Annotated in this window: 20 protein-coding genes and 1 tRNA gene; 7 read left to right on the top strand and 14 right to left on the bottom strand. The window is 63.5% G+C overall.

What is annotated here, in order from left to right; all coding sequences use genetic code 11:
• Positions 1 to 110: 110 nt before the first annotated feature.
• Positions 111 to 1,397: a helix-turn-helix domain-containing protein gene (locus tag NFJ07_RS19730; RefSeq protein WP_269997139.1), complete on the bottom strand. Its 1,287-nt coding sequence runs from the start codon at positions 1,395 to 1,397 to the stop codon at positions 111 to 113.
• A 138-nt stretch (positions 1,398 to 1,535) separates the two neighbouring features.
• Here NFJ07_RS19730 and NFJ07_RS19725 point away from each other — a divergent pair, with 138 nt between their 5' ends.
• A complete protein-coding gene (locus tag NFJ07_RS19725) occupies positions 1,536 to 1,796 on the top strand; it encodes a hypothetical protein (RefSeq protein WP_269997138.1) in 261 nt (86 codons plus the stop codon).
• Between the two features lie 293 nt (positions 1,797 to 2,089).
• Here the strand turns inward: NFJ07_RS19725 and NFJ07_RS19720 are convergent.
• The 5 genes from NFJ07_RS19720 to NFJ07_RS19700 form a co-directional block, all read right to left on the bottom strand.
• Positions 2,090 to 2,166 (bottom strand) — tRNA-Pro (locus tag NFJ07_RS19720).
• A gap of 84 nt (positions 2,167 to 2,250) precedes the next feature.
• On the bottom strand, positions 2,251 to 4,068 hold the full coding sequence (locus NFJ07_RS19715) for an ABC transporter ATP-binding protein (protein ID WP_269997137.1): 1,818 nt from the start codon (positions 4,066 to 4,068) through the stop codon (positions 2,251 to 2,253).
• Positions 4,065 to 5,894 (bottom strand): ABC transporter ATP-binding protein, encoded by a 1,830-nt coding sequence (locus tag NFJ07_RS19710; RefSeq protein WP_269997136.1) that lies wholly within the window; start codon positions 5,892 to 5,894, stop codon positions 4,065 to 4,067. The genes NFJ07_RS19715 and NFJ07_RS19710 overlap by 4 nt, the downstream gene beginning before the upstream one ends.
• Before the next feature lie 177 nt (positions 5,895 to 6,071).
• Positions 6,072 to 7,034, bottom strand: a complete 963-nt coding sequence (locus NFJ07_RS19705) for a metallophosphoesterase (protein WP_269997135.1) — start codon at positions 7,032 to 7,034, stop codon at positions 6,072 to 6,074.
• Positions 7,027 to 9,336 carry a transglycosylase domain-containing protein gene (locus NFJ07_RS19700; protein WP_269997134.1) on the bottom strand — a complete coding sequence of 770 codons (2,310 nt, stop codon included), beginning with the start codon at positions 9,334 to 9,336 and terminating at the stop codon, positions 7,027 to 7,029. Before NFJ07_RS19700 ends, NFJ07_RS19705 begins: the two co-directional genes overlap by 8 nt.
• On the opposite strand from NFJ07_RS19700, the gene NFJ07_RS19695 reads away from it, so the two are divergent.
• From NFJ07_RS19695 to NFJ07_RS19685, 3 genes are read left to right on the top strand one after another with little or no spacing between them, the layout of a single operon-like run.
• On the top strand, positions 9,335 to 9,490 hold the full coding sequence (locus NFJ07_RS19695) for a DUF4177 domain-containing protein (RefSeq protein WP_009359196.1): 156 nt from the start codon (positions 9,335 to 9,337) through the stop codon (positions 9,488 to 9,490). The two genes, NFJ07_RS19700 and NFJ07_RS19695, sit on opposite strands and share 2 nt — an antisense overlap.
• A 2-nt stretch (positions 9,491 to 9,492) precedes the next feature.
• Positions 9,493 to 10,029: a RidA family protein gene (locus NFJ07_RS19690; protein WP_269997127.1), complete on the top strand. Its 537-nt coding sequence runs from the start codon at positions 9,493 to 9,495 to the stop codon at positions 10,027 to 10,029.
• 17 nt (positions 10,030 to 10,046) lie between these two features.
• Entirely contained in the window at positions 10,047 to 10,958 is a 912-nt protein-coding gene (locus NFJ07_RS19685; RefSeq protein ID WP_269997125.1) for an NUDIX hydrolase, read from the top strand.
• Positions 10,959 to 11,046: 88 nt separating this feature from the next.
• On the opposite strand, the gene NFJ07_RS19680 is transcribed toward NFJ07_RS19685, so the two are convergent.
• Complete coding sequence (locus NFJ07_RS19680) at positions 11,047 to 11,724, bottom strand: Crp/Fnr family transcriptional regulator (RefSeq protein WP_011775987.1); 678 nt, start codon at positions 11,722 to 11,724, stop codon at positions 11,047 to 11,049.
• A gap of 247 nt (positions 11,725 to 11,971) precedes the next feature.
• Between NFJ07_RS19680 and NFJ07_RS19675 the strand changes: the two genes are divergently transcribed.
• Positions 11,972 to 13,156 (top strand): MarP family serine protease, encoded by a 1,185-nt coding sequence (locus NFJ07_RS19675; RefSeq protein ID WP_269997121.1) that lies wholly within the window; start codon positions 11,972 to 11,974, stop codon positions 13,154 to 13,156.
• A gap of 114 nt (positions 13,157 to 13,270) precedes the next feature.
• On the opposite strand, the gene aroQ is transcribed toward NFJ07_RS19675, so the two are convergent.
• From aroQ to NFJ07_RS19650, 5 genes are all read right to left on the bottom strand, one after another.
• On the bottom strand, positions 13,271 to 13,735 hold the full coding sequence (gene aroQ / locus NFJ07_RS19670) for a type II 3-dehydroquinate dehydratase (RefSeq protein WP_269997120.1): 465 nt from the start codon (positions 13,733 to 13,735) through the stop codon (positions 13,271 to 13,273).
• Between the two features lie 125 nt (positions 13,736 to 13,860).
• On the bottom strand, positions 13,861 to 16,050 hold the full coding sequence (locus NFJ07_RS19665; RefSeq protein ID WP_269997118.1) for an alpha-galactosidase: 2,190 nt from the start codon (positions 16,048 to 16,050) through the stop codon (positions 13,861 to 13,863).
• 177 nt (positions 16,051 to 16,227) lie between these two features.
• The gene (locus tag NFJ07_RS19660) at positions 16,228 to 17,580 is read right to left on the bottom strand and encodes an ABC transporter substrate-binding protein (protein ID WP_269997116.1); all 1,353 of its coding nucleotides are present in this window, start codon (positions 17,578 to 17,580) and stop codon (positions 16,228 to 16,230) included.
• Between the two features lie 75 nt (positions 17,581 to 17,655).
• On the bottom strand, positions 17,656 to 18,570 hold the full coding sequence (locus NFJ07_RS19655) for a carbohydrate ABC transporter permease (protein WP_269997115.1): 915 nt from the start codon (positions 18,568 to 18,570) through the stop codon (positions 17,656 to 17,658).
• Positions 18,571 to 18,579: 9 nt separating this feature from the next.
• Positions 18,580 to 19,551, bottom strand: coding sequence for a carbohydrate ABC transporter permease (locus tag NFJ07_RS19650; protein WP_269997114.1), 972 nt, complete (start codon positions 19,549 to 19,551; stop codon positions 18,580 to 18,582).
• Between the two features lie 227 nt (positions 19,552 to 19,778).
• Between NFJ07_RS19650 and NFJ07_RS19645 the strand changes: the two genes are divergently transcribed.
• Together NFJ07_RS19645 and NFJ07_RS19640 are read left to right on the top strand one after the other, a co-directional pair.
• Positions 19,779 to 20,981, top strand: a complete 1,203-nt coding sequence (locus tag NFJ07_RS19645) for a Gfo/Idh/MocA family protein (RefSeq protein WP_269997113.1) — start codon at positions 19,779 to 19,781, stop codon at positions 20,979 to 20,981.
• Between the two features lie 13 nt (positions 20,982 to 20,994).
• Positions 20,995 to 22,014, top strand: coding sequence for a LacI family DNA-binding transcriptional regulator (locus tag NFJ07_RS19640; protein ID WP_269997112.1), 1,020 nt, complete (start codon positions 20,995 to 20,997; stop codon positions 22,012 to 22,014).
• An 87-nt stretch (positions 22,015 to 22,101) separates the two neighbouring features.
• Here the strand turns inward: NFJ07_RS19640 and NFJ07_RS19635 are convergent, their stop codons facing one another.
• The gene (locus NFJ07_RS19635; RefSeq protein WP_269997110.1) at positions 22,102 to 22,881 is read right to left on the bottom strand and encodes a DeoR/GlpR family DNA-binding transcription regulator; all 780 of its coding nucleotides are present in this window, start codon (positions 22,879 to 22,881) and stop codon (positions 22,102 to 22,104) included.
• 29 nt (positions 22,882 to 22,910) lie between these two features.
• Positions 22,911 to 24,965: a beta-galactosidase gene (locus NFJ07_RS19630; RefSeq protein WP_269997108.1), complete on the bottom strand. Its 2,055-nt coding sequence runs from the start codon at positions 24,963 to 24,965 to the stop codon at positions 22,911 to 22,913.
• Positions 24,966 to 24,969 lie beyond the last annotated feature (4 nt).

The following is a 24,969-nucleotide window of genomic DNA, read 5'->3' as shown; positions in this document are numbered from 1 at the left end:
GCGGCTAAGCGACAACAACTGTCTGGGCCCACGCCGCCAGGGTTCCCTGGCCGAGCTTGCGAGGCGAGGGTGGCGGTGGGGATCAGTTGAGTTGACCCGGGCCGCAGCCCCTAGCTTGCGCGGGAAGACTGAGCGCTCCCACCATGGCCCGACGCCGCCCGACGTTCCGCCAGCCGGATCTCCAGTACGGAGTCCATGGCCTGCTGGACGCGGTCGGCTGCTCCCGCGGCGGTGAAATCGCGTTGGGCCTCTTCGAGATGGACCAGTGCGTCTGTGTTTTCACCGGCCGCCTTGAGGGCTTTGCCGAGGAGGAAAGCGACTTCGCCTGCAGTGTGCCGGGCGAGGACATCGCGGTCCGCGTGGATTTCGCGCAACTTAGTGATGGCCGCCGGGATGTCGCCCGTCAGGTAGAGCCAGCGGGCGCGGATAAAAGCAACCTCCAGCTGGTCCGTCTTGTTTCCGCCCACGATCGACAGGGCGAGTTCAGCGCGTTCGATGGCTGAGAGCGTTTCCGGCTCAACGATTCCCGAGGAGAGCCGGACAGCCGCGGATGCCTTGTTGAAGCGGGCCCACAGTTCAATGTCATTGGCGGGGGAGAGCAGCTTGGCGGCGCGCTCGTGATGCTTGATGCCTTCCACGTAGTCGTGGCGCATGAAGGCCACGTTTCCCACCACCCAGGCAACTTCGCCCGCGAGCTGCGACATCGAATGGTCGTCCATCTGGTTGTTCATGGCCTGGCAATACGTCCAGGCTTCGTCCAACCTGCCGCTCTCGGCCAGTGCTCCGATCAGCGCCCGGTGCGCACCGATGATCAACGTTGAGCCTTTGGGCAGCTGCGCGGAAAGCCTCACGGCTTCCAAGGCGTGCTCGACGGCGGTGGCCAGCTGGCCTTGCCCGTGGCAGACGGCGGCAAGCATCTGCCGGGCACGGACTCCCAGGCCAGCGGACTCCGTAGCCATGGGATGCTCCAGGAGATGCTGGATGATCTGCTGGCATTCCTTCAACTGCCCCTGCTTCATGAGGCATTCGGCTTGCATGTAGGTCATGTTCCACCAGGCGCTGGTGTTCTTTGCCTCGAGCGCTATTTGGGCGGCGGTTGATGCGTGGCTAGCGGCAAGGGGATAGTCCCTGAGGTCCCAAGCTTGCCTGGCATAGAGCCCCGCGAGCACGTATTCAGCATCACCGATGGATACGGGCTGGCTCCAGGCTTCCAAGGCTTTTGGCGCCAGCTCCAGCCGGCGGGCGAGTTCTTCAATGACTTCGGCCGTGGGCTCCCGCCGGCCGGTTTCAAGAAGTGAAATGTAGCTGGGTGAGTAAAGGTCCCTGCCCAATTCAGCCTGGGTCAGCCCACGTTCGAGCCGTTCGGCACGGAGCTTTTCTCCGAATCCGTTCCCCACAGGTTCCTCCTAGAGGCTTGTCTTTGCACTGTCTTTACGCCTAAAGCTTGACAGTCGCTGTGGAAAACATTTTACAATGAATGTCAACAGGGACCGCGAAATTTCCGTAACGAATCCGACTCGCATTGAGGAAAAATTATGTTGAAGAAGATTGCTGCAGCAGTGGCCTTGGCCGGCGCTCTTGCATTCTCCGCCGCGGCGCCAGCCGTGGTTTCCGCAGCTCCTGTGGCAGACACCGTCAGCACGGTGCTCAGCATTGGTAACTGGCCCGACCCCATGAAGGTCGCGCAGGCAATCGGTAACTGGCCCGATCCCATGGTGGTGAAGCCAATGATCGGCAACTGGCCTGATCCCATGGGCGTCTCGCAGGCTATCGGTAACTGGCCCGATCCCGTGTAAGTGAGGCTCGACGGCGGCTCCGGACATCCCGGCAGCCGCTGGATAATTCAAATGAAGTGAAGAATCCCCGGGGCGTCCGAAATCGACACACCGGGGATTTCTTTTGCGCGAAGATCTGCCGGGGCCGTGATATACCCTGAGCCATTGTGTCGGGGTTGTTAACAACACTTGTCTCTAAACCCTGGCCGAGCGAGGAAAACCGGTCAGGGGAATGTTTCTGCGATTTTCCGAGGCCGTCGAAAAACTCGTTAAATAAAGTAGAAGGCCTTCCGAGTGGAAGGCCTTCTACCAATTGGTCGGGATGACAGGATTTGAACCTGCGACCTCTTCGTCCCGAACGAAGCGCGCTACCAAGCTGCGCTACATCCCGATCCGCTGCGAAAGCAACTGTTCAAGAATAGCCGATCCCTCCCCGGATGCGAAATCGAAGGAAGCCCTCCCGGGGACAACCGCCTCAGACCAGCGAGTCCTTCCAAGCGCCGTGCAAGCGGGCGAAGCGTCCTCCACCGCCGATGAGCTCGGCCGGCGTGCCGTCTTCGACGATGCGTCCCTCGTGCACCACCAGCACCCGGTCCGCGGTCTCCACCGTAGAGAGGCGGTGGGCGATGATGATGGCGGTCCGCTCGGAGTCCGATCCGGACAGCAGGCTGCTTAGGCCGGCCTGCACCAGTCGTTCGGAGGGAATATCAAGCGAAGATGTCGCTTCGTCCAGGATGAGTACTGCCGGGGCGGCAATGAATGCCCGGGCGAATCCAATCAACTGCCGTTGCCCGGCGGAGACACGGCCGCCGCGCTTGTTAACGTCGGTATCGTAGCCGTCAGGCAAGGCCGAGATAAAGTCATGTGCCCCTACTGCCCGGGCAGCTTCTTCAATCTCCGCGTGGGTAGCCTCAGGCCGCCCCAAGGCGATGTTGTCCGCCACGGAGCCGCTAAAGAGGAAGGCCTCCTGGGTGACCATCACGACGGCTCGGCGCAGGTCCGCCGTCGAGAGCTCCCGGAGGTCGACGCCGTCGAGGGTCAAGGATCCTTCGGTGACGTCGTAGAAGCGGGCGATGAGCTTGGCGAAGGTCGATTTGCCGGCACCGGTCTGTCCGACGAGCGCTATGGTCTGTCCGGCGGGAATGTGGAGGTCCAGCTCGGGGACCACTACCTTGCCGTTGCCGTAGCCGAACTCCACGCCACGGAAGTCGATTTCGCCGCGGGCATGGGGCAAGGGCACGGGGTTCTTGGGAGGCCGGACGGTGGGGATTTCTTCGAGGAGGCCGGACACCTTCTCCAGCGCGGCTTGGGCGCTCTGGAAGGAGTTGTAGAACATGGCCATCTGGTCCACGGGTTGGAAGAAGCGCTTCGTTGAAAGGATCAGTGCCAGGAGCACGCCCACCGCCAGGTCTCCGGAGAGCACCCGGAATCCGCCGAACAGCAGGACCACTGCGACGCACACATTCCCGATCAGGACCAGGCCCGGTTGGAAGACGCCGTTGAGGTTGATGGAGCGGACCGTGACTTTGCGGTAGTCCTCGGAGAGTTCGGCATAGCGCTCGGCGTTCTCCGGTTCCTTGCGGAACGCCTTGATGGCACGGATACCGGTCATGGTCTCCACGAAGTGCACAATCAGCCTCGCGGACACCACTCGGGATTCGCGGAAGGCGATCTGTGAGTGCTTCTGGTACCAGCGGGCCAGGAAGTACGCGGGCACGCCCGTGGCGAGCATGAGGAGCCCGCTGCGCCAGTCGAGGGCAAATACGGTACATGCCGTGAAGAGCATGAACAGGATCCCGGAAGCGAGCGAACTGACCCCCGAATCGAGGAGTTCGCGCAGCGCCTCAAGGTCCGAGGTCTGGCGCGCGATGATCCGGCCCGATGTGTACTTCTCATGGAATTCCAAGCTGAGCCGCTGGGTGTGCCGGAAGACCCTCAGCCGCAGGTCAAGGAGCATGGATTGGCTCAGCTTCGCCGTGGAGGTGACGTAGAGGGCGGTCAACACCGCCGTTGCGACGGCCGCCGTCAGATACAGGACACCGGCAAGGACCACTGGCATGTTGTTCCCGGCGAGCAGCGAGGGCAGTGCGTGGTCGATGCCAAAAGCGATGATCGCCGGCCCCGCCACCCGGGTGGCCTGCGAGAGCACCACCATGCCCAGCGTCAGCCAGAACCGCAACCGCACCGGGCGGATGAGCGATCCCAGCAAGGCGACCGACCGCCGTCGTACTGCTTTGCTGTCGCTGCGGCTCAGGTGGGCGTTGTCTTCGTTGGCGGTTCCGAACGTGCTCATCGGCGGCCCTCCCCGGCTTGGTCCATGCGCTCTTCCGAATCCAGCTCGTGTTCGAGTTCGTCGAGTTCGAGGTCGAGGTCCTTCGGACCGGCGTCGAGGCTTGCGATCACGTAGCGGTAGTGCGCGTTATGGGCCAATAGTTCCGTATGGGTCCCGACGGCGGTGATGCTTCCGTTTTCGAGCAGCGCCACGCGGTCGGCCAGGGCCACGGTGGAGGGCCTGTGCGCGACGATGAGCGTGGTGGTGTCCCGGAGGACTTCGCGGAGCCTGGCCTCGACGAGTTCCTCCGTGTTCACGTCCAGGGCGGACAGCGGATCATCCAGCACGAGGACCTTGGGCTTGGCTGCGATGGCCCGGGCGAGGGCGATCCGCTGCCGCTGGCCGCCGGAAAGACTCAGGCCTTCTTCGCCGATGAGCGTCCCGACGCCGTCGGGCAGCGAATACGCGAAGTGCGCCTGTGCGACGTCGAGCGCTTCCTCGAGGGCTTCCTCGGAAGTGTCGGGCGCGCCGAGCAGCACGTTGTCCCGGACCGAGCTGGAGAACAGGGTGGTGTCCTCGAAGGCGACCGCCACGACGGTCCGTAGCTGCTCGACGCTGAAGTCGCGAATATCCACGCCGTCGATGGTCACGGATCCTTCGGTCACGTCATAGAGGCGGGGGACCAGCTGGAGCAAGGCGCTCTTTCCGCTGCCGGTAATGCCCACGAGGGCCATGGTTTCGCCGGGCCTGATGTCCAGGCTGATGTCGTGCAGGAGCCGGGCACCGTCGTCGAAACCAAAACCGGCGCCCTTGAAGCTCAAGGCCCCACGCAGTTCCTTGGGTGTTCTGGGGTTCGCCGGACTCGTGATGGTGTTGGGCGTGTCCATGACCTCGAAGTGGCGGTCGAGGGCGGTCTTGGCGGTCAACGCCATGGCCAAGAGGGTCCCCGAGAATTCCACCGGGGCCGCCACAACCGCTGCGGTGCCGAAGAACGCAACGAGGGAACCGATGCTGAGTTCGCCCGCGGAGACCAGCAGGACGCCCGCCACGAGCCCGAGGCCGAGCGCCAGCTCGGGCAGCAGCGTCACCACCAGCGTGAAGGTGGCTTGGTGCTTGGCCTTGGCGATCTCGGTCTGCCTCAGCTCCTCCGCCTGCTCGTTGAAGTTCTCCAATGCTTCGCGGCTGCGGCCGAACGCCTTGAGCACGCGGATGCCGTGGACGGACTCCTCAACCGTGGTGGCGAGGTCGCCGGCTTGGTCCTGGCTCAGACGGGTCACCAAGCTGAAGCGGCGGCGGAAGCGGAAGGAGTAGACCATGATGGGCGCCGCGGCGGCCAGGAAGATCAAAGCCAGTTGCCAGCTCATCGCGAACATCACCGCGACGCCGATCACCACGGTCAAGGTGGTCACCACCAGCATGATCGCGCCGAACGCCATCCAACGTCGCAGGAAGTTCAAGTCCGTCATCGCGCGGGACAGGAGCTGCCCTGAGCCCCAACGGTCGTGGAAGGAAACGGTGAGGTCCTGCAGATGCCCGTAGAGGGACACCCGCATCTTCGATTCCACTGTGGTTGCGGGATTGATGACGAACTGGCGCCGCAGCGCCACAAGCCCGGCTTCGGCGATGCCGAGTGCCAGAACCACGACGGCGGCAATCCAGACAGCATTGGTGGGGCCGCCTGGGTGGAGGGAGCCGTTGATCAGGACCCGCAGCACCTGCGGGATGGCAAGCGCCATAATGCTGGCCAGCAAAGCGCTGATCAGCCCCATGAAAAGCCGAGGGAGGATCGGTTTGACGTGCGGATAGAGACGTTTGACGGAGGTGAAGAATGAAGTCTGTTTGGCCATGCCCGCTTCTCAACAGCTTTGTCCCGGCGTTCCTGGGTTTTCGTACGACGCACGGAGGTAGTTTCCTATAGCAACTACCCTATGCCATCGCGTAACGGGATTCACAGCATCATTGCGTTGCGTGATACGAGGTATTGGGAACGGCCCCTCCCCGGACATCCTCCGTGGTGGTGCCGGCTATGGGCGCGCCGTCAGTGTCAGCAGCACCGCTTCGGGCTTGCACGCGATCCGGACCGGGGCGAAGCGTGAGGTGCCGATGCCGCCTGAGACGTTGACCGGCGTCGTGCGTCCGTTGTTTTCCCAGTCGTGCAGGCCCTTTGCGCGCCACGTGGGGAGATCGCAATTGGCAACCAAGGCGCCGTAGCCTGGGATGCAGATCTGGCCGCCGTGGGTGTGTCCGGCGAGGATGAGGTCTGCTGAGTCGTTGGTGAAGTGGTCCAGGACCCGTTGGTAGGGGGCATGGATGACGGCGACGCGTAGGTGCGGGCGGGAGTCCTGTCCGGCGGTGCCGCGTGGCCAGCCAGCGTAGCGCTCCCGATTCAGATGGGGGTCGTCCACTCCAGAGAAATCGAAGCGGATCCCGTTGATGGGCAGTGACTGGTGCCTGTTGGTGAGGTCGATCCAGCCGGACATCCCGAAACCCGAACGCAGCCGCGGCCAGTCAAGCTCGACCGGATTGTCCTTGACGCGTGACGGGCCCCGGAAATATGCGGCAGGGTTCTTGAACCGCGGTGCGAAGTAGTCGTTGGATCCCGGGACGAAGACGCCCGGGAACTTCAACAATGGCCGCAACGCATCGAGCAGCGGGACGACGGCGTGGGGGTGGCTGAGATTGTCGCCCGTGTTCACCACGAGGTCAGGTTCAAGCATCGCGAGCGAACGCAGCCATTCGGCCTTCTTGCGTTGGCTGGGTACGAAATGGATGTCGCTTATGTGAAGCACCCGGAGCGGAGACGAGCCTTCGGGGAGGATGGGAAGGGTCTCCTCTCGGAGGACGAACTGGTTTTTTTCCCAGAGGCCATAGGCGAGGCCAGCAACGCCAGCGGTGGCGCCCGCACCTGCGGCTACGGCAAAGCCGCGTCCGATGCTTCGGACGCGGCTTGCCAGCGATTCGATGACGGGCTTGGAGCCGTTAGCCATTCTTTTTTCCATTGCCGTTTCCGTTGTTGCTCGGCTGGGTGCTCGGAGAAGTGTTGCTCGGAGTGGTGTTGCTTGGCGTTGAAGTCTTGTACCCCGGCGGATCCAGGAGGTTCGACGGCGGGGCCGGGAACGGGTTGGTGCCATAAGCGGGAGCAACCTGGAGCATGTAGTTGGAGAACTGCGGTCCAGCGATCATGTAACCGTCAATACCCTGGTAGAACTTGCCATTGATCGTCACATTCTGGCCGGGCCGTTGCTGGTCGCCCAGCGGATCGCCAAACCAGGTGGCAGTAGCAAGGCCGGAAGTGTAACCGGCAACCCACGTGGAGCTGTTCGAGTCGTTGGTTCCGGTCTTGCCCGCGATGGGGAAGCTGGTCTTGGTGGAAATGCGCGGTTGGATCAGCGAGCCAGAACCGATGTTCAGAACCTGTTGCATCGCGTAAGCAACACCATGAGCGACCTCAGGGGTGACCGCGTTCCTGCAGCTTGTCGACTGGGCCGGGAGCTTTGCGCCGGTCTGGTCCGTGACCGACGTGATGGCGATCGGCTCGCAGTAGGTGCCGTTGTTGGCGAAGGTAGCGAACGCGCTTGCCATAGTGAGGGGCGAAGTCTGCGTTGCGCCGATGAGGTTGGACAGCCGGGTCATGGGAACCTTCGGATTCGGGGTCCCGGTGGTGGCGTCGGGGAGGCCGCCGTGGATACCGACGGCATCGACGATCTTCTGGATTCCGCACAGATCAACCCTTGCAGCCGTGGCAAATGTCATGGTGTTGATGGAGTTGGCCAAACCATCCACTACCGTCATCGGCTTGTAATAGTTTCCTTCGGCGTTTTGCAGGTCATGGCTGCCCGCTACGGTGCTGTCGTACGAGCCGTCCTCCGGTGTCGGACAGGTGTTCTTCCAGGGGAAGTTCGGCGAATACCTCCGGACGGTTCCATCCAGGACGGTATTCATGGACTTGCCCTCGTTCAACCACTCAGCAAAGGTGAAGGGCTTCATGGTGGAACCGGGCTGGAAGCCGCCCAAGCCGTTGAGGTCGTTGCCGTTGGCATCGAGCTTGTCCACGTTGAAGTTCTGCTCGGCCTGGAACTTCCCATCGGCCGGCAACCAGACGGTGTTTTGCGCCATCGAGATGATCTTGCCGCTGCCCGGCTGGACCGAAACCAAGGAAGCGCCCCATTTGTCCGGATTGGCGCCAGCGGAAGCGTCAACCTGGGTTTGGGCAACGGCCTGTGCCTTGGGATCGAGTGTGGTCTGGATGGTCAGGCCGCCCCGTGAGACGCGGTTGACGCGATCGTCGATCGTCGCGCCGTAGGCCGGGTTGTTGTAGAGCAGGTGCAGCACGTAGTCGCAGAAGTACGCAGCTGTGGGGGAGTAGGGGCAGCCTTGGCGAGGCTGCGTGACCTTGGTGGTCACCGGCGTCGCGATGGCGGCGTCGTAGTCAGCCTTCTTGATCTTTCCCTGATCCAGCATCAGGCCGAGCACCAGGTCGCGACGCTGCTTTGCGTGGTCCGGATTGGTAATGGGGTCGTAGTAGGACGGGCTGTTGACGACGCCGGCCAGCAAGGCGGCCTGCGGCAAGGTGAGGTCCTTGGCGCTGGTGCTGAAGAAGAGCCTCGAGGCGGCCTCGATGCCGTATGCATCCTTGTTGAAGAAGACGATATTGAGGTAACCCTCAAGGATCTGCTGCTTGGAGAACTTCTTCTCCAGCGCGATGGACAGCTTCATTTCGCGAAGTTTGTCGCCCACGCCTTTGTTCACGCCATTGAGCTTGACGTCGGCACCCTGGCCCTGGGCCACGAGGGACTCATTGATGACGTTGTTCACGTACTGCTGGGTGATGGTGGAAGCACCCTGCTTTTGCCCGCGCGCCGTGCTGACAATTGCACGCATGATGCCGGTGGCGTCGATGCCGCCGTGCTCATAGAAGCGGCTGTCCTCGACCGAGACGATCGCGTCCTTGATGAATGGGCTCATCTGGTCGAGCGTGACTCGCGTGCGGTTCTCAGAGTAGATGGAGGCGATCTGGCTGCCATCCGCGGCCAGGATGGTGGTCGCCTGGCTGGGCGGGTTCACCTGAAGCTCCGCCGGCAACGTGTCAAAGAACTGAATGGACCCACTCGCCGCACTGCCTGAAACGGCGGCCGCGGGGACGAGCAAGCCCGCCACCAGGACACCACAAATAGCGCTCACACCGAGGAATCCGAGGATCTTTCCAAGAGTGGTGGCAGTGTCGAATAGAGGGTTCCTACGAGTCACCATGTTCTCCACTTTACCGGCAAGGGCTAGTCTTTCTTTCATGACCAAATGGGAGTACGCGACGATTCCGCTCATCATTCACGCCACAAAGCAGATTCTGGACCAGTGGGGAGAGGACGGCTGGGAGCTCGTCCAGGTTGTTCCCGGACCCGATGGAAACGGACTTGTTGCATACTTGAAGAGGGAGAAGCAGTAACAATGACAACCCCCGCAGAAGCCACCGTTGGCGCGGATTCCACAGCTCCGGCATCCGCCGTCGAGCAGCGCCTTGCCGAACTTGGACTGACCCTGCCGGCTGTTGCCGCTCCGGTGGCCGCCTACGTTCCGGCCATCGTTTCCGGCAACCACGTGTACACCTCCGGACAGCTGCCCTTTATTAACGGCAAACTCGAAGCTACGGGCAAAGTCTCCAAGGGCGACGAAGGCCTTTCGGAAGAGCCCACAGTGTCTCCGGAAGACGCGCAGATGTATGCAGCCGTCTGTGCTGTCAATGCCTTGGCTGCCGTCAAGAGCGTCATCGGAGACCTCGACCGCATCACGCGCATCGTGAAGGTCGTCGGCTTCGTGGCCTCCGATACCTCCTTCACTGGCCAGCCCGGTGTAATCAATGGTGCATCCGAGCTCCTCGGGCGTGTCTTCGGCGACAAAGGGCAGCACGCGCGTTCCGCCGTCGGCGTTGCAGTCCTTCCGCTCGACTCTCCCGTTGAGGTCGAGTTGATCGCTGAATTCAGCTAAGGAACCGGTTCACTCAATTGCCACAACTAGCCCGACGCCTGTTTGCGTTACCCCCCGAACTAGAAGGGGCTGCACGGAACTGGCTTGAGCTCGGCGAACGGGCCCCCCGCGCCGCGCGTTTTGCATCATCTGTTGTTCTGCTCCGCGATTCGCCTACCGGCCTGGAAGCCTGGATGGGTTACCGTCCCGGTTCCTCGCCGTTGGGCGTTGTCGCGTTTCCCGGCGGATCGCTGGAACCCACCGACGACGACGCCCTCGGCTGGCTCGGCCCCGCGCCTCAGCATTGGGCTGAGGCGCTAGGGATCGCCGACGTCGGACTTGCCCGCCGCCATGTGGTGGGTGCCATCCGCGAACTGTTCGAGGAAACCGGCGTGTTGCTGGCCGGCCCCGACCTGTCCTCCACAGTGGAGGCAACGTCTACTCCCGAGTGGATGAAGGCCCGCGAGGCCGTCGCAGCCCAGGACAAGTCGTTCACGGATGTCCTGGCCAAGCGTGGCTTGTCGCTGCGGACGGACCTGCTCAAGCCGCTCGTCAACTGGCTCAGCCCGGACTTTGCGCACCGGCGCTTCAACACCCGCTACTTCGCTGCCACCCTTCCTGTTAGCCAGCAGCCCTCGCTGCTGGCGAGCAAGGGTGTCTGGGGGCGTTGGGTGTGTGTTTCCAAACTCATGGCCGAGCGCGAGTCCCCGGCACTTGGGGACGAAATCGGCCAGGAAAACACGGTGGGCCTGTCACTTGGCCAATTGCTGGTGCCGGGCTCGGAGATCATCCTCGAAAAGATGGCCGCTGCCCAAGGCTGCATTGCGTACCTCAGCTACAAGCGCAAGCCCCACATGTACCAGCCGCGGCTCGTCGACGAGGATGGTGCACTCATGCTCGAAGTCGAAGCGGCCCGGACGGTTTCAGGGGAGCCGCAGCGGGAGCGCTGAGCAGGAGCGCCAATCCGCTGGCGACACGAAAAATGCCTGGCGACAACGGAATTCCGGTGTCGCCAGGCATTTTCTGTGTCGCAGGAAATTAGCGGGAGCGCTGGCGCAGGCGCTGCATGTCCAGGATGACTACTGCGCGGGCTTCCAGTCGGAGCCAGCCGCGCTGGACGAACTCGGCGAGGGCCTTGTTGACCGTCTCGCGGGAGGCTCCGACCAGCTGGGCCAGTTCTTCCTGCGTGAGTTCGTGGGCAACCAGGACGCCGTCGGTCGCGGGCCGGCCGAAGCGGTCCGCGAGGTCCAGCAGGGCCTTGGCGACGCGGCCCGGGACGTCCGAGAACACGAGGTCGGACAGGGAGTCGTTGGTGCGGCGCAGGCGGCGGGCGAGCGCCTGCAGCAACTGTGCGGAAACCTCGGGGCGAGTGCGCAGCAGGGCGTTGAGGCTTTCGTTCTTCAGGCCTGCGAGGCGGGTCTCGGAAACGGCCGTGGCCGTTGCAGTGCGCGGGCTGGGGTCGAACAGGGCCATTTCGCCGAAGAGCTCGCCCGGGCCGAGGATGGCCAAAAGGGATTCGCGGCCGTCCGGAGAAGTGCGGCCGAGCTTAACCTTGCCGGACACAATGAAGTAGAGCTGGTCACCCTGATCTCCCTCGCGGAAAACAGACGCTCCGCGTGAAAGGTCCACCTCTGTGAGTTCGTCCGTCAGCAGACGGAAAGCGTCGTCGTCAAGGGTGGCGAAGAGGGGTGCGCGGCGCAATACCTCGATATCCATGAAATCTCCTGAGTAAAAGTTCGGCTGGGGCGCTTCAGCCATTGTTTCAGAATTTTGTCGCGTCTGTGACGTACTTGGCAGCCGAAACGCCCTAAATCACGCGGAAGACCCCCAAAATCGCGCCCCAACCCGCCGGGAATGCTCCGCTGGGCGGCGGCTTCTCGACCTGGATGACAGCTTGCTTCCGAAGGGAAGCTGTCAGTCTGTGCAACTACAATTGGGGCTTACTCGGCTGTGAGGAGCTTTGGTGTTCGGCTTGACCATCTTGGACCTGGCGTTGATTCTGACGCTTCTTTCCTACCTGATCTACGGACTTCGCAACGGCTTCTTTGTGACGCTCGGTGGAATCGCAGGCTTCGCCGTAGGAGCAGTGGCCGCTTTCATTGCGGTCCCGCTCGTCGGCGACTGGGTGAAGGACAGCGGCTGGAGGTTGACCGCCATTATCGGCTCGGCCGTGGTGCTCATTGTCCTGGGGCACGGTCTCGGTACTTGGATCGGCCAGAAGGTCCGCAAGGCCGTGCGCATCCAGCCACTGCACGCCCTGGACCGCCTGCTGGGTGGTTTCGTCAGCCTGGTTGTCGCGGCCCTAGTCATGTCCATGTTGGCGTTCAGCATCGGCTCCTTGGGTGTGCCGTTCGTTTCGCAGCAGCTGGCCGATTCCAAGGTGATCCGTTTCATCGATACCATGACGCCCACACCCGTCAAGGCCGGCGTCGCGCAACTGCGTTCCACGGTCATGGGCAACGGCATTCCGCAGCTCATCGAGGGCATCGGCCCCGTGGCTCCTGTGCCTATTCCGAACACCAGCACGGACACTCCCGCACTCAACAATGCGGCCCACTCAGTGCTGAAGATTGCCGGCACGGCCTACCAGTGCGGCCAAAACCAGACGGGTTCCGGATTCGTGGTCTCCGCTGGCCGCGTGGTGACCAACGCGCACGTAGTGGCTGGCGTGTCGCAGCCTGTAGTGGAAATCCCCGACGGCGGTGCGTTGCCCGGCCGTGTGGTCTACTTCGACAGCCAGCGCGACCTGGCCGTGCTCGCCGTCGACGGCCTCCCGACCGCGCCGCTGCAATTGAGCGCCGATCTCCCGGCCGGCTCACCCGCGGCCTTCGCCGGCTACCCTCACGGCGGTCCGTTCCAGTCCAAACCAGCCGCGGTCGAGGGCATCTCGACCCTGCTGGTCCCGGACATTTACGGCAACAACCCGTCCCCGGAACAGGTCTACAAGCTGGCCGGAGACGTGCAGCCGGGCAATTCGGGTGGTCCTCTGCTGACGACCCAGGGACAGGTTGCCGGCGTGGTCTTCGCCAAGACCACTTCGGATGTGGCAGTGGGCTATGCCCTCACCATGGACGAGCTCTCGCCAGTGGCCCAGCAAGCACCATCCCTGAGCGCGGCAGTGTCGTCGGGCCAGTGCACCAAGAAGTAGCCTGCCCACCAAGGGACATGCTCAGCCCTTGATCTGAGCACTGGACATAATGCGCATATGTCCAGCGCTGGCGACGAAGAATGAGCATGTCCCCCGGAGAAGCGGGCGAGTCTTCTAGACCGCGGTGGCGAGGTAGTCGATGGCCAGCTTGTAGCCCTGGACTCCTGCGCCGACGATCACCGCGGAGCATACCGGGGAGAGGTAGGAATGGTGACGGAATTCCTCGCGCTGGTGCACATTGGTGATGTGGACCTCGACGGCGGGAAGCTGCACTGCTGCAAGGGCGTCCCGCAGCGCCACGGAAGTGTGCGTGTATGCACCTGCGTTGATGACGATCCCGACAGCGGTTCCGCGCGCGCTGTGGATGGCGTCAATGAGGTCGCCTTCGTGATTCGACTGCACGCAGTCCACGGTGAAGCCGTTGGCCTCGGCGGCTGCCATGGCGAGCTGTTCGACGTCGGCCAAAGTGGAGGTGCCGTACTTTTCCGGCTCGCGCGTGCCCAGCAAGTTCAGGTTGGGGCCGTTGAGGACGAGGATGGTGCCGCGACCGGCTTCGGTGGCGGTGGGAGCTTCAGTCATGACTCCCAATCTATCGGTGTGCGGAGCCTGCCCGGTGTTTCTTACGCCGCCCCGCTGTGAGACTCCCGCTGAGAGACCCCTGCTGTGAGACTCCTGGCGCCAGCGCAAGAAACACCGAACAGCAACTACACCGCAGTGATGCGGAGCAGCAGCGCGTGCTCCGGGTTCAGGACCGGCATAGGAAGCCCCACCTCTGCCAGGAAGCGGCCACTTACCTCAGCCCCGGATGGCAACCATGCCGGCGGTTGCACCTGGGTGAACGTGCGGGCGTAGTCGGCGTCGCCGGGGGCCGGGAAAATGGCCTGCACCATGTAGGAACGCCCGGGGTCGAGGCCCGGAATGGCCACGCGGCCGGGTTGTTCGGCGAATGACGTCCGGGTGCTGACGACGGCGAACAGTGCGGACCCGCCGTCGTCGGACACGACGCCGTGCAGCATCAGCGAGTCGTCCGGGACGTCCGCGCGGACCATCCGCCCGCTGTGGATGAGCCCGCGGTGCTCTTTGTAGAGTTCGATGAAGCGTTTGAGTTCCTCGCGTTCGGCACCCTGCACCTGGCGGACATCCCATTCCATGCCGAAGTGCCCAAACAACGCAGTGATGGCGCGGAAGGAGAGATCGTGGGTGCGGGCCGTGGTGTGTGAGGTGGTGGGGCCGATGTGCCCGCCCACTAGTTCCGGTGGAACCACGACGCCGGTCCAGCGTTGGATGGTCTGCCTCTCGAGGGCGTCGTTGCAGTCCGATCCCCAGATCCGGTCGGTTCGCTCAAGGATGCCGAGGTCCACCCGGGCCCCACCGGAAGAGCAGCTTTCGATCTCGACGCCGGGGTGGGCCTTGCGGAGCTCGTCGAAGAGCCGGTAGGCGGCCAGGGTCTGCGCGTGTACGGATGCACGGCCTGCATGGCCGTGCTCGCTGAGGTCCCGGTTCTGGTCCCATTTGAGGTACTTAATGTTGTTTTCCCCAAGCAGGGCGTCGATCCGCTCGAAGACGTACTGCCAGGCCGCGGGGTTGACGAGGTCGATGATGTGCTGGTGGCGCCATTCCAGGGGGAGGCGGCCGCCGTCCTTGTGGGAGAGGGCCGCGGGGCCCACGATCCAGTCGGGGTGCGCTCGGGCAACATCGGAATCCAGGTTGATCATTTCCGGTTCCACCCAGAGCCCGAATTCCATGCCGTGGGAGTTCACGGCCTCGACGAGCGGCGTCAGGCCATCGGGCCAAAGGGTTTCGTCGACGTACCAATCGCCCAAGCCGGCATGATCGTCGCGGCGCCCGCGGAACCAGCCGTCGTCGAGCACGAAGCGCTCAACGCCCAGCTCCGCCGCGGACTCCGCGAGCTCGATCAGGGTGTCCAGCTTGTGGTCGAAGTACACAGCCTCCCAGGTGTTGAGGACCACGGGACGGGGCTTGCCGGTGGGGAGGCCCGTGGAAGCCGCGGGAAGGACGTGATGCGGGCGGGACCGGAACCAGCTGTAGAAGGCTTCGCTGATGCCATCCAGGCCGCGGTCCGAGTAGGCGGCAAAGAGTGCGGGCGTGGTGTAGCCCTCGCCGGGCTCAAGCACTACTTCGGCCGGGCCCAGGAGCTCAGAGCCGCCGATCATGGTGCGGCCATCGGCCACGGTGTCGGCGAATTGTTCGTGGTTGCCGCTCCAAGCCAAGTGGGTGGCCCAGACTTTCCCGTGGCGGTTGCCGAATCCGGCTGTACCCGCCGCGAAAAGCAGCGAGGAATCGTGCCCTGTGCGGCCGTGGCGTCCCGTGCGTACCCAGGTGCCTTGCTGGACGGGCCGGCGCTGCGGGTGGCGTTCGCGGCACCAGCGCCCGGTGAGGTCGAGGAGTTCGACGGCGTCGGGCCCCACCGGGAGGACGGTGGCCAGTTCGTCGAGCTGGAAGGGGGACGTGCCGTCGTTGACTGCCGTGTGGCGCAGTTCGAGAAGGCCGCCGGGGTGAAGCGTGAGGTTGGACGTCACGGTGATTCCGGCGTCGGGATCCCTCTGGACAATCGCTGCAGAGGCGACGCCGGAGCTGCCGTCAGCCTGCACTTCCACGACGCGAAGCCGGACCGAAAAGTCCAGTCCCGGGACGCCGTCGGCGATTCGCTGGCCTCGCAGGCCCGGGCGGCCCTGCCATGCGGAGGAACCTTGCGGGAGGAGCGTCGCCGGTACGTTGGCGTCGGCGGCGGAGTGCGGGATGGGTTCGCCCAGAATGGCGAGGTCCGGGAGGGTGCTGCCGAGATCGGCACCCCAGTGGATGACTTCGGCCTCTCCGTTATCGAAACTGACCACCAGGCTTGTGCCGGCGGAACGGAGGTGGAGCGGGTCCATGGGCTGGTTCTCTTTTCAAGGGAGTCGTTGTGTCGCGTTACGGGGAAGTGGAGAGTCCGGGCGCCGCCGTCAAAGGAGTGAAGCGGCGGCGTCCGGACTGGTTCGGAGGTCTGCAGCGTGAAGAACTTGCTGATCAGGATAGCGGGAGCCCGGCCGCTGCAGGGCTCCCGCGGGGGACTATTTCGAGAAGAGGGCGTTGACCTGGTTGTTGGCGTCGGTCAGTGAGCTCGCCGGGGACTTGCCCGCGATGACGGCGTCCATGGCCGGCTTCATGATGCCCGCAACCTTGGCGGCGTTGTCCGTGATGGGTAGCAGGAAGGTGGACTTGTCCTTGACGTGCTCGGTGAAGGCGGAGACGTCAATTCCCTTTGCCGCGAAGGCCGCGGCGGCCTTGTCGGTGGAGGTCTTGATTGCGGGGAAGACGACAGCCTTGGAGGCCACGACGTCCTGGCAGGCCGAGGAACCGAGGTACTCGACCCACTTGATGGAAGCGTCCTTCTTCTTGGTCCCGGCCCAGATGGAGTCGGCCAGACCGTTGAACATGGAGGCGTTCTTGCCGTCAACTCCGGTTGGGGTTGGGGCGATGCCGAGGTCGATGCCCTTGTAACCCTTGTACTGGCCGATCATCCAGTCGCCATTGGCGTTGATAGCGGCCTTGCCGGCGCCGAAGGCGTCAGGTGCGTTGGCACCCACCGTAGTCTCGAGCTTGGGCATGTAACCCTTCTGGGCGAGCGAAGCCCACCAAGCGATGGTGTCCTGGACGCGCTTGTCATCGTAGTTGAAGTGCGAGCCCCAGGGGGTCTTGTCCGTGGCGCTCCAGCCCGTGGTGGCTGAGAGGAAGCTCCACTGGGTCTGTCCGGCGTTTTCGGCATCAGAACCCGGCAGGCCGAGCCCGAACACCGCGACGTTGTTCTTGTCGAAGCCTGCCTCGTCGCCGCGCTTGCCGTTCTTATCGACGGTCAGGTGCGCGATGGCCTTCTCGTAGCTTCCGCCGTCCTGCGGGTTCCAGCTCAGGGAGGCCATTTGCGCAGGCGAGAGGCCGGCGTCGGCGGCCATCTTCTTGTTGTAGAAGAGGCCAACGGTGTCCCAGTCCTTCGGGAGGCCGTAGCGCTTGCCATCTTGGCCCACCCAGAGGTTTGCAAGGCCGTCGTTGTACTGGGTGAGGTCCACCTTGTCCGTGGACACCGCGTCATCGAGCGGGACGAGCTGTTTGGTCTTGATGAAGTCCGGGAACTTGGAAAGGTGGTCGGTGAAGACATCCGGGGCGGTGCCGGAGGCCATCCCGTTGGTGATCTTGCCCCAGTAGTCATCCCAGCCCGTCTGGGTGATCTTGACGGTGATATCCGGGTTGGCCTTGTGGAAGTCATCGGCGCACTGCTGGTAGGCGGGAAGCTGGTTGGAGTCCCAGAGCCAGTAGCTGATCTCGCCCTTGGCGGAATCGGCACTGCTACCTCCTCCGCTCCCGCAAGCGGTGAGGGCGAGGGTGGCCACAGCGGCCGCGGCGACGGCGCCGAGTACTTTCTTTTTCATGGTGGGTCCTTTCGGGTGGGGAGGGCTGGGCACACGGCATGAGCCAGCCCGTTGGGGACGTGATGGAGGGAAGGATTACTTGGTACCGCTGAAGCCGATCGAGTTGACGATCTTCTTGCCGAAGATCGAGAACAGGATGAGGACCGGAAGGGCGGAGATGAGGGTCGCGGCCATGAGGCCGGACCAGTCCGGGGCGCCCTGCGGGGACTGGGACTTGAACACGCCCAGTCCCACCGTGAGCACGCGCGATTCCTCGGAGGTCCCGACCAAGAGCGGCCAGAAGTATTCGTTCCACTGGCCCATGAAGGTGAGCAGGGCGAGGGTTGCGATGGGGGCGGCCGCGTTGGGCATGACGATTTGAAAGAAGATCCGCCAGTGCTTCGCGCCGTCGAGCATTGCGGCTTCCTCCACCTCGCGGGACATGTTGAGGAAGAACTGGCGCATGAAGAAGATCGCGAATGGGGTCATGAACAGGTAGGGCAGGACCAAACCGAGCATTGAGTTAAGCAGGCCGAGGTTTTTCACGAGGAGGAAGTTCGGCAAGGCCGTGAAGATCGGCGGGACCAGCATGGTGCCGAGGAAGAGGGTGAAGACGCCGTCGCGGCCTTTCCAACGCAGCCGGGCGAAGGCGTAGGCGGCCATTGAACTGAAGAACACGGCACCCGCGGTGGTGATGCTTGAGAAGAGTAGGGAGTTCAAAAGATATTGAAAAAAGTTGATGGAAGCGCCGGAGCCGCCCTCGGCGATGGCTTCGGAGGCGGTCTGGAGGCCGAAGACGCGTTTGAAAGCACCAAGGTTGAAATCGGCGGGGAGGATGCTTGCCGAGTTGGCGGCAAGGGATCCGTTGGTGGAGAAGGCCGTGCGCAGAACCCAATAGAAGGGCAGGACGCTCACGGCAATGGCGAGGGCAAGCAGCACCCAGGCGCTTGTGCGGCGCCAGTTGAACGGACGACGGCGGGCGCCCGCCTTGGGGGAGGAAATGGTGGTCATGGAGTGTCCTTAGTCCAGGTCCGACTGGTTGCCGCGCAGGAACTTCATCTGGATGAAGGCCACGATCGCGAGGATGAGGAAGAGGATCACGGCGAGGGCCGAGCCATAGCCGAAGTCTTGCTCGTTGAAGGCACGCTGGTAGATGTAGTACTGCAGCACGCGGGTTGCGTTGATGGGGCCACCCTGGGTGGTGACGGCAACGGTGTCGAAGACCTGGAAGGAACCGATGACGGTAACGACGAGCACCAAGGCGAGAACGGGGCGCAGCAGCGGGAGGGTGATCCGCCAGAAGGTGCTGACCGCCTTGGACCCGTCAATGCTGGCGGCTTCGTACACCGTGTTGGGGATGGCTTGCAGACCTGCGAAAAGTAGCAGCGCGGTGTAACCCATATGCCGCCAGGTGTTGATAAGCGCCTGCGTGGGGATGGCCCATTGCTCACTACCGAAGAAGGCTACGCGGGGCAATCCGACCCACTCGATGAACTGGTTCACGATGCCGATCTGGTAGTCGAGCATCCAGAACCACAGGAGTGCAGCGATGACGTTCGCCATGAGGTACGGAAGCAGGAGCGCACCGCGGATCAGGGTGGACTTGGCGACACGGTGCATGAGGATTGCGAGGCCAAGGGCCAGGACCGTCTGGAGCACGATGTTGATCACGACGTATTCCGAGGTCACCCCGAGTGCGTTCCAGAAAAGCGGATCCTTGGCGATCTGTTGGTAGTTCTTGACGCCGATCCATTCCGGGTCTCCGAGGATGCTGTACTCGGTGAAGCTCAGATAGATGCCGCGGATGGTCGGCACCAGATAGAAGAGCACGAAGCCGATCATCGCCGGGAAAATGAAGAGCAACGCGATCTTGAGATCGCCGATGCCGCGGAAGCCGGCACCAGGCTTTCCCCTTTTTTGCGATTTCCGTGACTTCCGCGACCGGCCGGTTGCGGAGAGCTCCGGATCAGGATGTTTGGTGAGCGTGGTCATCTTCGACCCTTCTTGAGTGTGACATGGCTAACATCTGCCCTGAATCTACACGAGTAGATCTGAAGGGGTCAAGTAAGTCTGTGAAGTTTTGTTCGATTATTTTGGATTTATTGCGTTTTGTTGACTCGAGTAGATCCCAGTGATTCACTGGCATGAGCCACTCGTCGAGCCCCTTCCGGCCCAGCGAGGGCATTCTGAAGCCACCCACCTGAATCGAAGGGCTAACAATGACGTTTTCAATGGGAGTAGTAGGCCTTGGCCAGTTCGGCGGCCAATTTGCCCACCTCTTCAAGCTCCACCCCGGGGTTTCCGCGGTCTACGCAGTGGACGAGCTCCCTGAACGGGCGTCCAAAGCTGTTGAACAGCTGGGGCTGGACGGCACCATGGAAAGCTTCGACGAGTTGCTGGCCTCCGACGTCGACGCCGTCGCCATCTTCACGCAGCGCTGGACCCACGGGCCGTTGGTGATCAAGGCGCTGCGCGCCGGAAAGCACGTCTATTCGGCCGTTCCCATGGCAATTTCCGAGGACCAGATCGCCGGAATCATCGACGCCGTGCGTGAAACCAAGCTTGTCTATGCCATGGGCGAGACCAGCTTCTACAACCCCGCCACCGTGTATGCCCGCAAGCAGCACGCCGCCGGCAAGTTCGGCCGCATCTTCTACACCGAAGGCGACTACGTTCACGACATGGACCTGGGCTTCTACGAGGCCTACCAGTACAGCGGCGGCGAAAACTGGAAAGCAACCGCCAGCTACCCGCCCATGCTGTACCCGACGCACGCCATCGGAGGCGTGCTGGGCGCCGTACCGGGCCATGCCGTGAGTGTCAGCTGCATCGGCGTCAAGGACGATCGCGGCGACGGCGTCTTCGACAAGGAAGTCAGCATGTTCGACAATGACTTCTCCAACGCCACGGCCCTGTTCGAAATGAACGACGGCGGCGTGATGCGCACCAACGAGATGCGCCGCGTGGGCTACCCCTCGCATATCCGCGAATCGCGCTTCCGCTTCTTCGGCACCGAGGCAAGCTTCGAACAGCTGGCCACCACCACACTGTGGCAGGACAAGAAGGGGGTCTTGGATGTCTCGGACCAGGTGGAGACCAAGCCGAGCATGTCGGCCGATGACCCCTCGTTGGCGGACGTCGCGCCCGAACTTCGCGGCGCTTTCATCTCCGGCCTCGCTCCGGTGCACGACGCCGGCCGGCTCCCTGTTGAATTCGAGGGGGCTCCCACAGGGCACGAAGGCAGCCACCAGTTCCTGGTGGACGACTTCGTCACGGCCGTGAACAAAGGAAGCCTTCCGCCGGTCAACGCGTGGGTGGCGGCCCGCTTCACGCTCCCCGGCGTCGTGGCCCACGAGTCCGCGCTCCGCGGCGGCGAACGGCTCCCCATCACGGACTTCGGAGATGCACCCGAGGCTTTGTAGCTAGCATGATCCAATGACTACTTCGGCAGTGCACACCCCGCGCGGACCGGTAACGCGCAAAGACGTGGCCCGGTACGCCGGGGTGAGCACCGCCGTCGTGAGTTACGTGGTGAACGGTGGTCCCAAGAGAGTGGCGCCGGCGACGGAAGCGAAGGTCCAGGAAGCCATCCGGATCCTGGGGTACCGGCCGAATGCCGCCGCGCGTGCGCTCAAAATGGGGTCCAACCAAACCCTCGGCCTGGTGATTCCGGACTCCAGCAACCCGTTCTGGGCGCTGCTGGGACACGCCGTGGAAGTGGCTGCCGCCGAGCGCGGATATGCCCTGTTGCTGACGAATTCCGACAACAATCTGGACTCCGAACGCCGCCACATCCGCAACCTCGCCGCCCGGCAGGTTGATGGAGTGGTCCTGGCAAGCGTCATGTTTGAACCCGATCTACTGGAGCTTTTTGGCGCGGAAATCCGCTCGGTCCTGCTGAACCATGCCTCGATTGCTCCTGGATTCAACAGCGTAGGCGTGGACCTAGAGGCCGGAGCCCGCCTGGCCGTGGAACATTTGATTGGGCACGGCCACACGAACATCGGACTGGCCATGGGGATCACGGCGGACAACGAGGCCGACGGGCGTGAGGAGGGTTGGCGGCGGGCGCTCGAAGCTGCCGGCCTGGCGGTTGGGCCGCTCGCCCGCGACGGGTTCGACCGCCCCGGGGGCTATGCTGCCGGACAACGCCTCCTGGCCGCGGACAACCGTCCGACGGCGATCTTCGCCAGCTCCGATATGCAGGCAATCGGGGTTCTGCGGGCAATCCGCGAGGCCGGCTTGTCCGTTCCTGACGATATTGCCGTGGCGTCCTTCGACGGTTCGGTTGAGGCCGAGTACAGCTGGCCGGCGCTGACCACTGTGGAGCAGCCGGTATGGGAGATGGCAGAGGCCGCAGTATCCGCGCTGGTGGGCGAGAATCGAAACGAACCCCCGCAGCACAGGCTCTTCCCCACCCAGTTGCGGATCCGGCAATCGTGTGGGTGCCCTTAGCGCTCTCCCATGCCCAACTGGCTCGCATTTGTTGTCGTTTTCATGGCTCATAACGACAACAAATGCGAGTCAGTTGGGCCTCCGACCCTATGCTGCGGCGATCCTGAGCTTCCCGACGCCATCGGCGAGAATGCGCCGGGCATCCTCGCCGAGATGCGAGTCCGTCACGAGCACGTCGGCTTCTTCCAGCTGGGCAATCGAGGCGATGCCCACCGTTCCCCACTTGCTGTGGTCCGCCAAGACCACCACGTTGCGGGCCGCACTGATGAAGGCCCGGTTGGTTTCGGCTTCCTGCAGGTTCGGCGTGGTGAATCCGGCGTCCGCATCCATGCCGTGGACACCCAGGAACAGGGTGTCCAAGTGGAGTTGCTTCAGCGCAGCCGTGGCGATGGGACCCACCAAGGCGTCCGACGGCGTGCGCTCGCCACCCGTCACGATGACCGGGAAACCCTCGCGGGAACCCGAGGCATTGTGGAAGAGGTCCGCGATCCTGATCGAGTTCGTCACCACCGTGATCCGTGGGCCTTCCAGGAGTACCTTGGCGAGCTCGTAAGTGGTGGTTCCGGCACTCAGGCCCACAGCCATGCCTTCATGGACCAGGGTGGCGGCGTCGACGGCGATCGCGTGCTTTTCCTCGATCAGCTGGGTGGATTTCAGCTCAAAGCCGGGCTCGTGGGTCCGGGCATCACCGGGTATCTTGGCCCCGCCATGGATACGCTCGACGAGCCCGGACTCCTCGAGCGACTCGATGTCGCGCCGAACGGTCATGGCTGAGACGCCCAGCAGTTGCGCGAGATCCGAGACACGGACAACCCGTTCGCGCTGGACGGCGTCGACAATGGCGGTGTGGCGGGCTGCCTGAAGCATCGGAGCCTTTCTGGAGGGACGGCGGGTTGTTAGGCGGGAGTGGCGACGACGGCGACGCCTCCGGCAGTAAGGTTTAGCGTACCTCCGGTGGGTGTCCCGCTCAGGAGCTCGACGCCGTCGAGCGGCACCTCCGCGTCCTGCGCGCTGTGGTTGATGACGAAGGTCCAGTCCTTGGTGCCGTTGCTCCTGCGGACGATTTCCACGTCTTCCGGAGGCTGAACGCCGAGGACCGGCTCCACCCCGGCGTCCGCGCAGAGGAGCTGGACCAGTTCGGCCAGCCCCTCGCGGCCCAAGCTGGTGGCCACGTAGTAGGCGGCACCGCGTCCGGCGGATCCCGCCCGGCGGGTCACTGCCGGCGAGCCGTCGACGCCGGACCCGAGCAGGTCTGCGCCGGCGTCGAACGTGGCAAGAACCTCCGCCCCGGTTGCCTTCCCCAGCTCGCTCCAGACCGTCCCGGAGCCGAAGCGGCTCAAGCCCACGGCATCGCCGGAGCGCAGGGGGAAGAATTCCTCCATGCTCACGCCCAGCAGTTCCGAGAATGCCCCCGGGTAGCCGCCGCCGTTGACCGGGTCCATCCGGATGTGGTCGTTCTGGTCGACGATCCCGGAGAAATACGTGATCACCAAGGTTCCGCCGGACTCCACGAAACGATGGAGCTTCGCGGCGGCCTCGTCCGTGACCAGGTACAGCATGGGCGCGATCACCAGTTTGTAGCCGGAAAGGTCATCGGTGCTTTGCCGGATATCCGTGGTGACGCCGGCCCGGTAGAGGGCGTCGTGCCAACGCCGCGTTTCCGGGAGGTTCCGGGCGTCCTCACTGGGGTGCGAGTCCAGTTCGGTGCCCCAGCGGGCGTCGGTGTCGTGGATGATGCAGGCTTCGGCCTGGACGGTGGAGCCGGCCACCTCCGAAATGCTCTCGAGCGCACGGCCCAGCTCCACCACTTCGCGCCACACTTTGCTGTCGCGGCCAGCGTGGGGGACCAGTCCGGAGTGGTATTTTTCGGCCCCGGCGCGGGATGCGCGCCATTGGAAGAACAACACGCCATCGGTTCCGCGGGCCACGTGCTGCAGGGAGTTACGCAGCATTTCGCCCGGCGCTTTGGCCACATTGCGGGGTTGCCAGTTGACTGCAGAGGTGGAGTGTTCCATCAGTAGCCATGGTTTGCCCTGTGCCCAGCCGCGGGTGAGGTCCGCCGTCATGGCCAGATCCTGGAAGTTCCGTTCATCGGCGGCAATCAGATAGTGGTCATTGGACACGACATCCATGTGTCCGGACCAGCGCCAATAGTCCACAGGGGCGTTCAGACCCATGTTGAAGCCCATGAAATTGGTGGTCACGGGGTGCTTCGAATGTGCCTTGATGATGTCTGCCTCTGCGTTGAAGCACTCAAGGAGGGCGTCGGAGGAGAACCTCGCGAAATCCAGTTGCTGTGTGGGGTTCACCCACGTCCCGGAGCGGCGCGGCGGCAGGATTTCGGCCCAGTCGTAGTAGTGCTGGGACCAGAAGGCCGTGCCCCAGGCTTCATTGAGCGCGTCCAGGCTCCCGTACCTGGCCTGGAGCCATTCCTGGAAGCCACGCTCAGCATGGGGGCCGAAGTCCGGCTGGTTGTGGCAGCCGTACTCGTTGTGGACATGCCACATCACGACGGCGGGGTGCCCCGCGTAACGCTGCACGATTGCCGTCGTCAGGGCTGCTGCAGCCCGGCGATAGTCCGGCGAGCACGCCGCGAAGGCTTGCCGCGAACCGTAACTTTGCCGGACGCCGTCGGCATCCACCGGGAGTGAATCGGGGTACTTGCGGCTGAACCAGGGCGGGGGAGAAGCACTCGCGTTTGCGAGATCCACACTGATGCCGTTGCTGTGGAGCAGGTCAAGGATCCTGTCCAGCCAGCCGAATTCGTACCGGCTTTCTTCGGGCTCCAGAAGGGCCCAACTGAAGATGCCGACACTGACCAGGTTCACCCCTGCTTCCTTCATGAGGGCGACGTCGTGTTTCCAGACCTCTTCGGGCCATTGTTCGGGGTTGTAGTCGCCGCCGAACGCGATCCGGCCGCCCAGCTTGTCGACGATGTAGTCCATGGTCATGCGT

It is taken from the genome of Arthrobacter sp. B2a2-09, assembly GCF_027587375.1.
GTDB lineage: Bacteria > Actinomycetota > Actinomycetes > Actinomycetales > Micrococcaceae > Arthrobacter.
Note: the sequence above shows the minus strand (reverse complement) of the source record. Positions and strands in the feature narration are given on the sequence as shown.

Coding starts and splice junctions, on each gene's coding strand:
- NFJ07_RS19705 (WP_269997135.1), bottom strand. CDS start 7,034: ATGGCTAACGGCTCCAAGCCCGTCATCGAATCGCTGGCAAGCCGCGTC.
- NFJ07_RS19640 (WP_269997112.1), top strand. CDS start 20,995: ATGACTACTTCGGCAGTGCACACCCCGCGCGGACCGGTAACGCGCAAA.
- NFJ07_RS19690 (WP_269997127.1), top strand. CDS start 9,493: ATGACAACCCCCGCAGAAGCCACCGTTGGCGCGGATTCCACAGCTCCG.
- NFJ07_RS19635 (WP_269997110.1), bottom strand. CDS start 22,881: ATGCTTCAGGCAGCCCGCCACACCGCCATTGTCGACGCCGTCCAGCGC.
- aroQ (WP_269997120.1), bottom strand. CDS start 13,735: ATGACTGAAGCTCCCACCGCCACCGAAGCCGGTCGCGGCACCATCCTC.
- NFJ07_RS19665 (WP_269997118.1), bottom strand. CDS start 16,050: ATGGACCCGCTCCACCTCCGTTCCGCCGGCACAAGCCTGGTGGTCAGT.
- NFJ07_RS19660 (WP_269997116.1), bottom strand. CDS start 17,580: ATGAAAAAGAAAGTACTCGGCGCCGTCGCCGCGGCCGCTGTGGCCACC.
- NFJ07_RS19700 (WP_269997134.1), bottom strand. CDS start 9,336: ATGAAAGAAAGACTAGCCCTTGCCGGTAAAGTGGAGAACATGGTGACT.
- NFJ07_RS19715 (WP_269997137.1), bottom strand. CDS start 4,068: ATGAGCACGTTCGGAACCGCCAACGAAGACAACGCCCACCTGAGCCGC.
- NFJ07_RS19630 (WP_269997108.1), bottom strand. CDS start 24,965: ATGACCATGGACTACATCGTCGACAAGCTGGGCGGCCGGATCGCGTTC.
- NFJ07_RS19710 (WP_269997136.1), bottom strand. CDS start 5,894: ATGGCCAAACAGACTTCATTCTTCACCTCCGTCAAACGTCTCTATCCG.
- NFJ07_RS19645 (WP_269997113.1), top strand. CDS start 19,779: ATGACGTTTTCAATGGGAGTAGTAGGCCTTGGCCAGTTCGGCGGCCAA.
- NFJ07_RS19680 (WP_011775987.1), bottom strand. CDS start 11,724: ATGGATATCGAGGTATTGCGCCGCGCACCCCTCTTCGCCACCCTTGAC.
- NFJ07_RS19695 (WP_009359196.1), top strand. CDS start 9,335: ATGACCAAATGGGAGTACGCGACGATTCCGCTCATCATTCACGCCACA.
- NFJ07_RS19725 (WP_269997138.1), top strand. CDS start 1,536: ATGTTGAAGAAGATTGCTGCAGCAGTGGCCTTGGCCGGCGCTCTTGCA.
- NFJ07_RS19655 (WP_269997115.1), bottom strand. CDS start 18,570: ATGACCACCATTTCCTCCCCCAAGGCGGGCGCCCGCCGTCGTCCGTTC.
- NFJ07_RS19650 (WP_269997114.1), bottom strand. CDS start 19,551: ATGACCACGCTCACCAAACATCCTGATCCGGAGCTCTCCGCAACCGGC.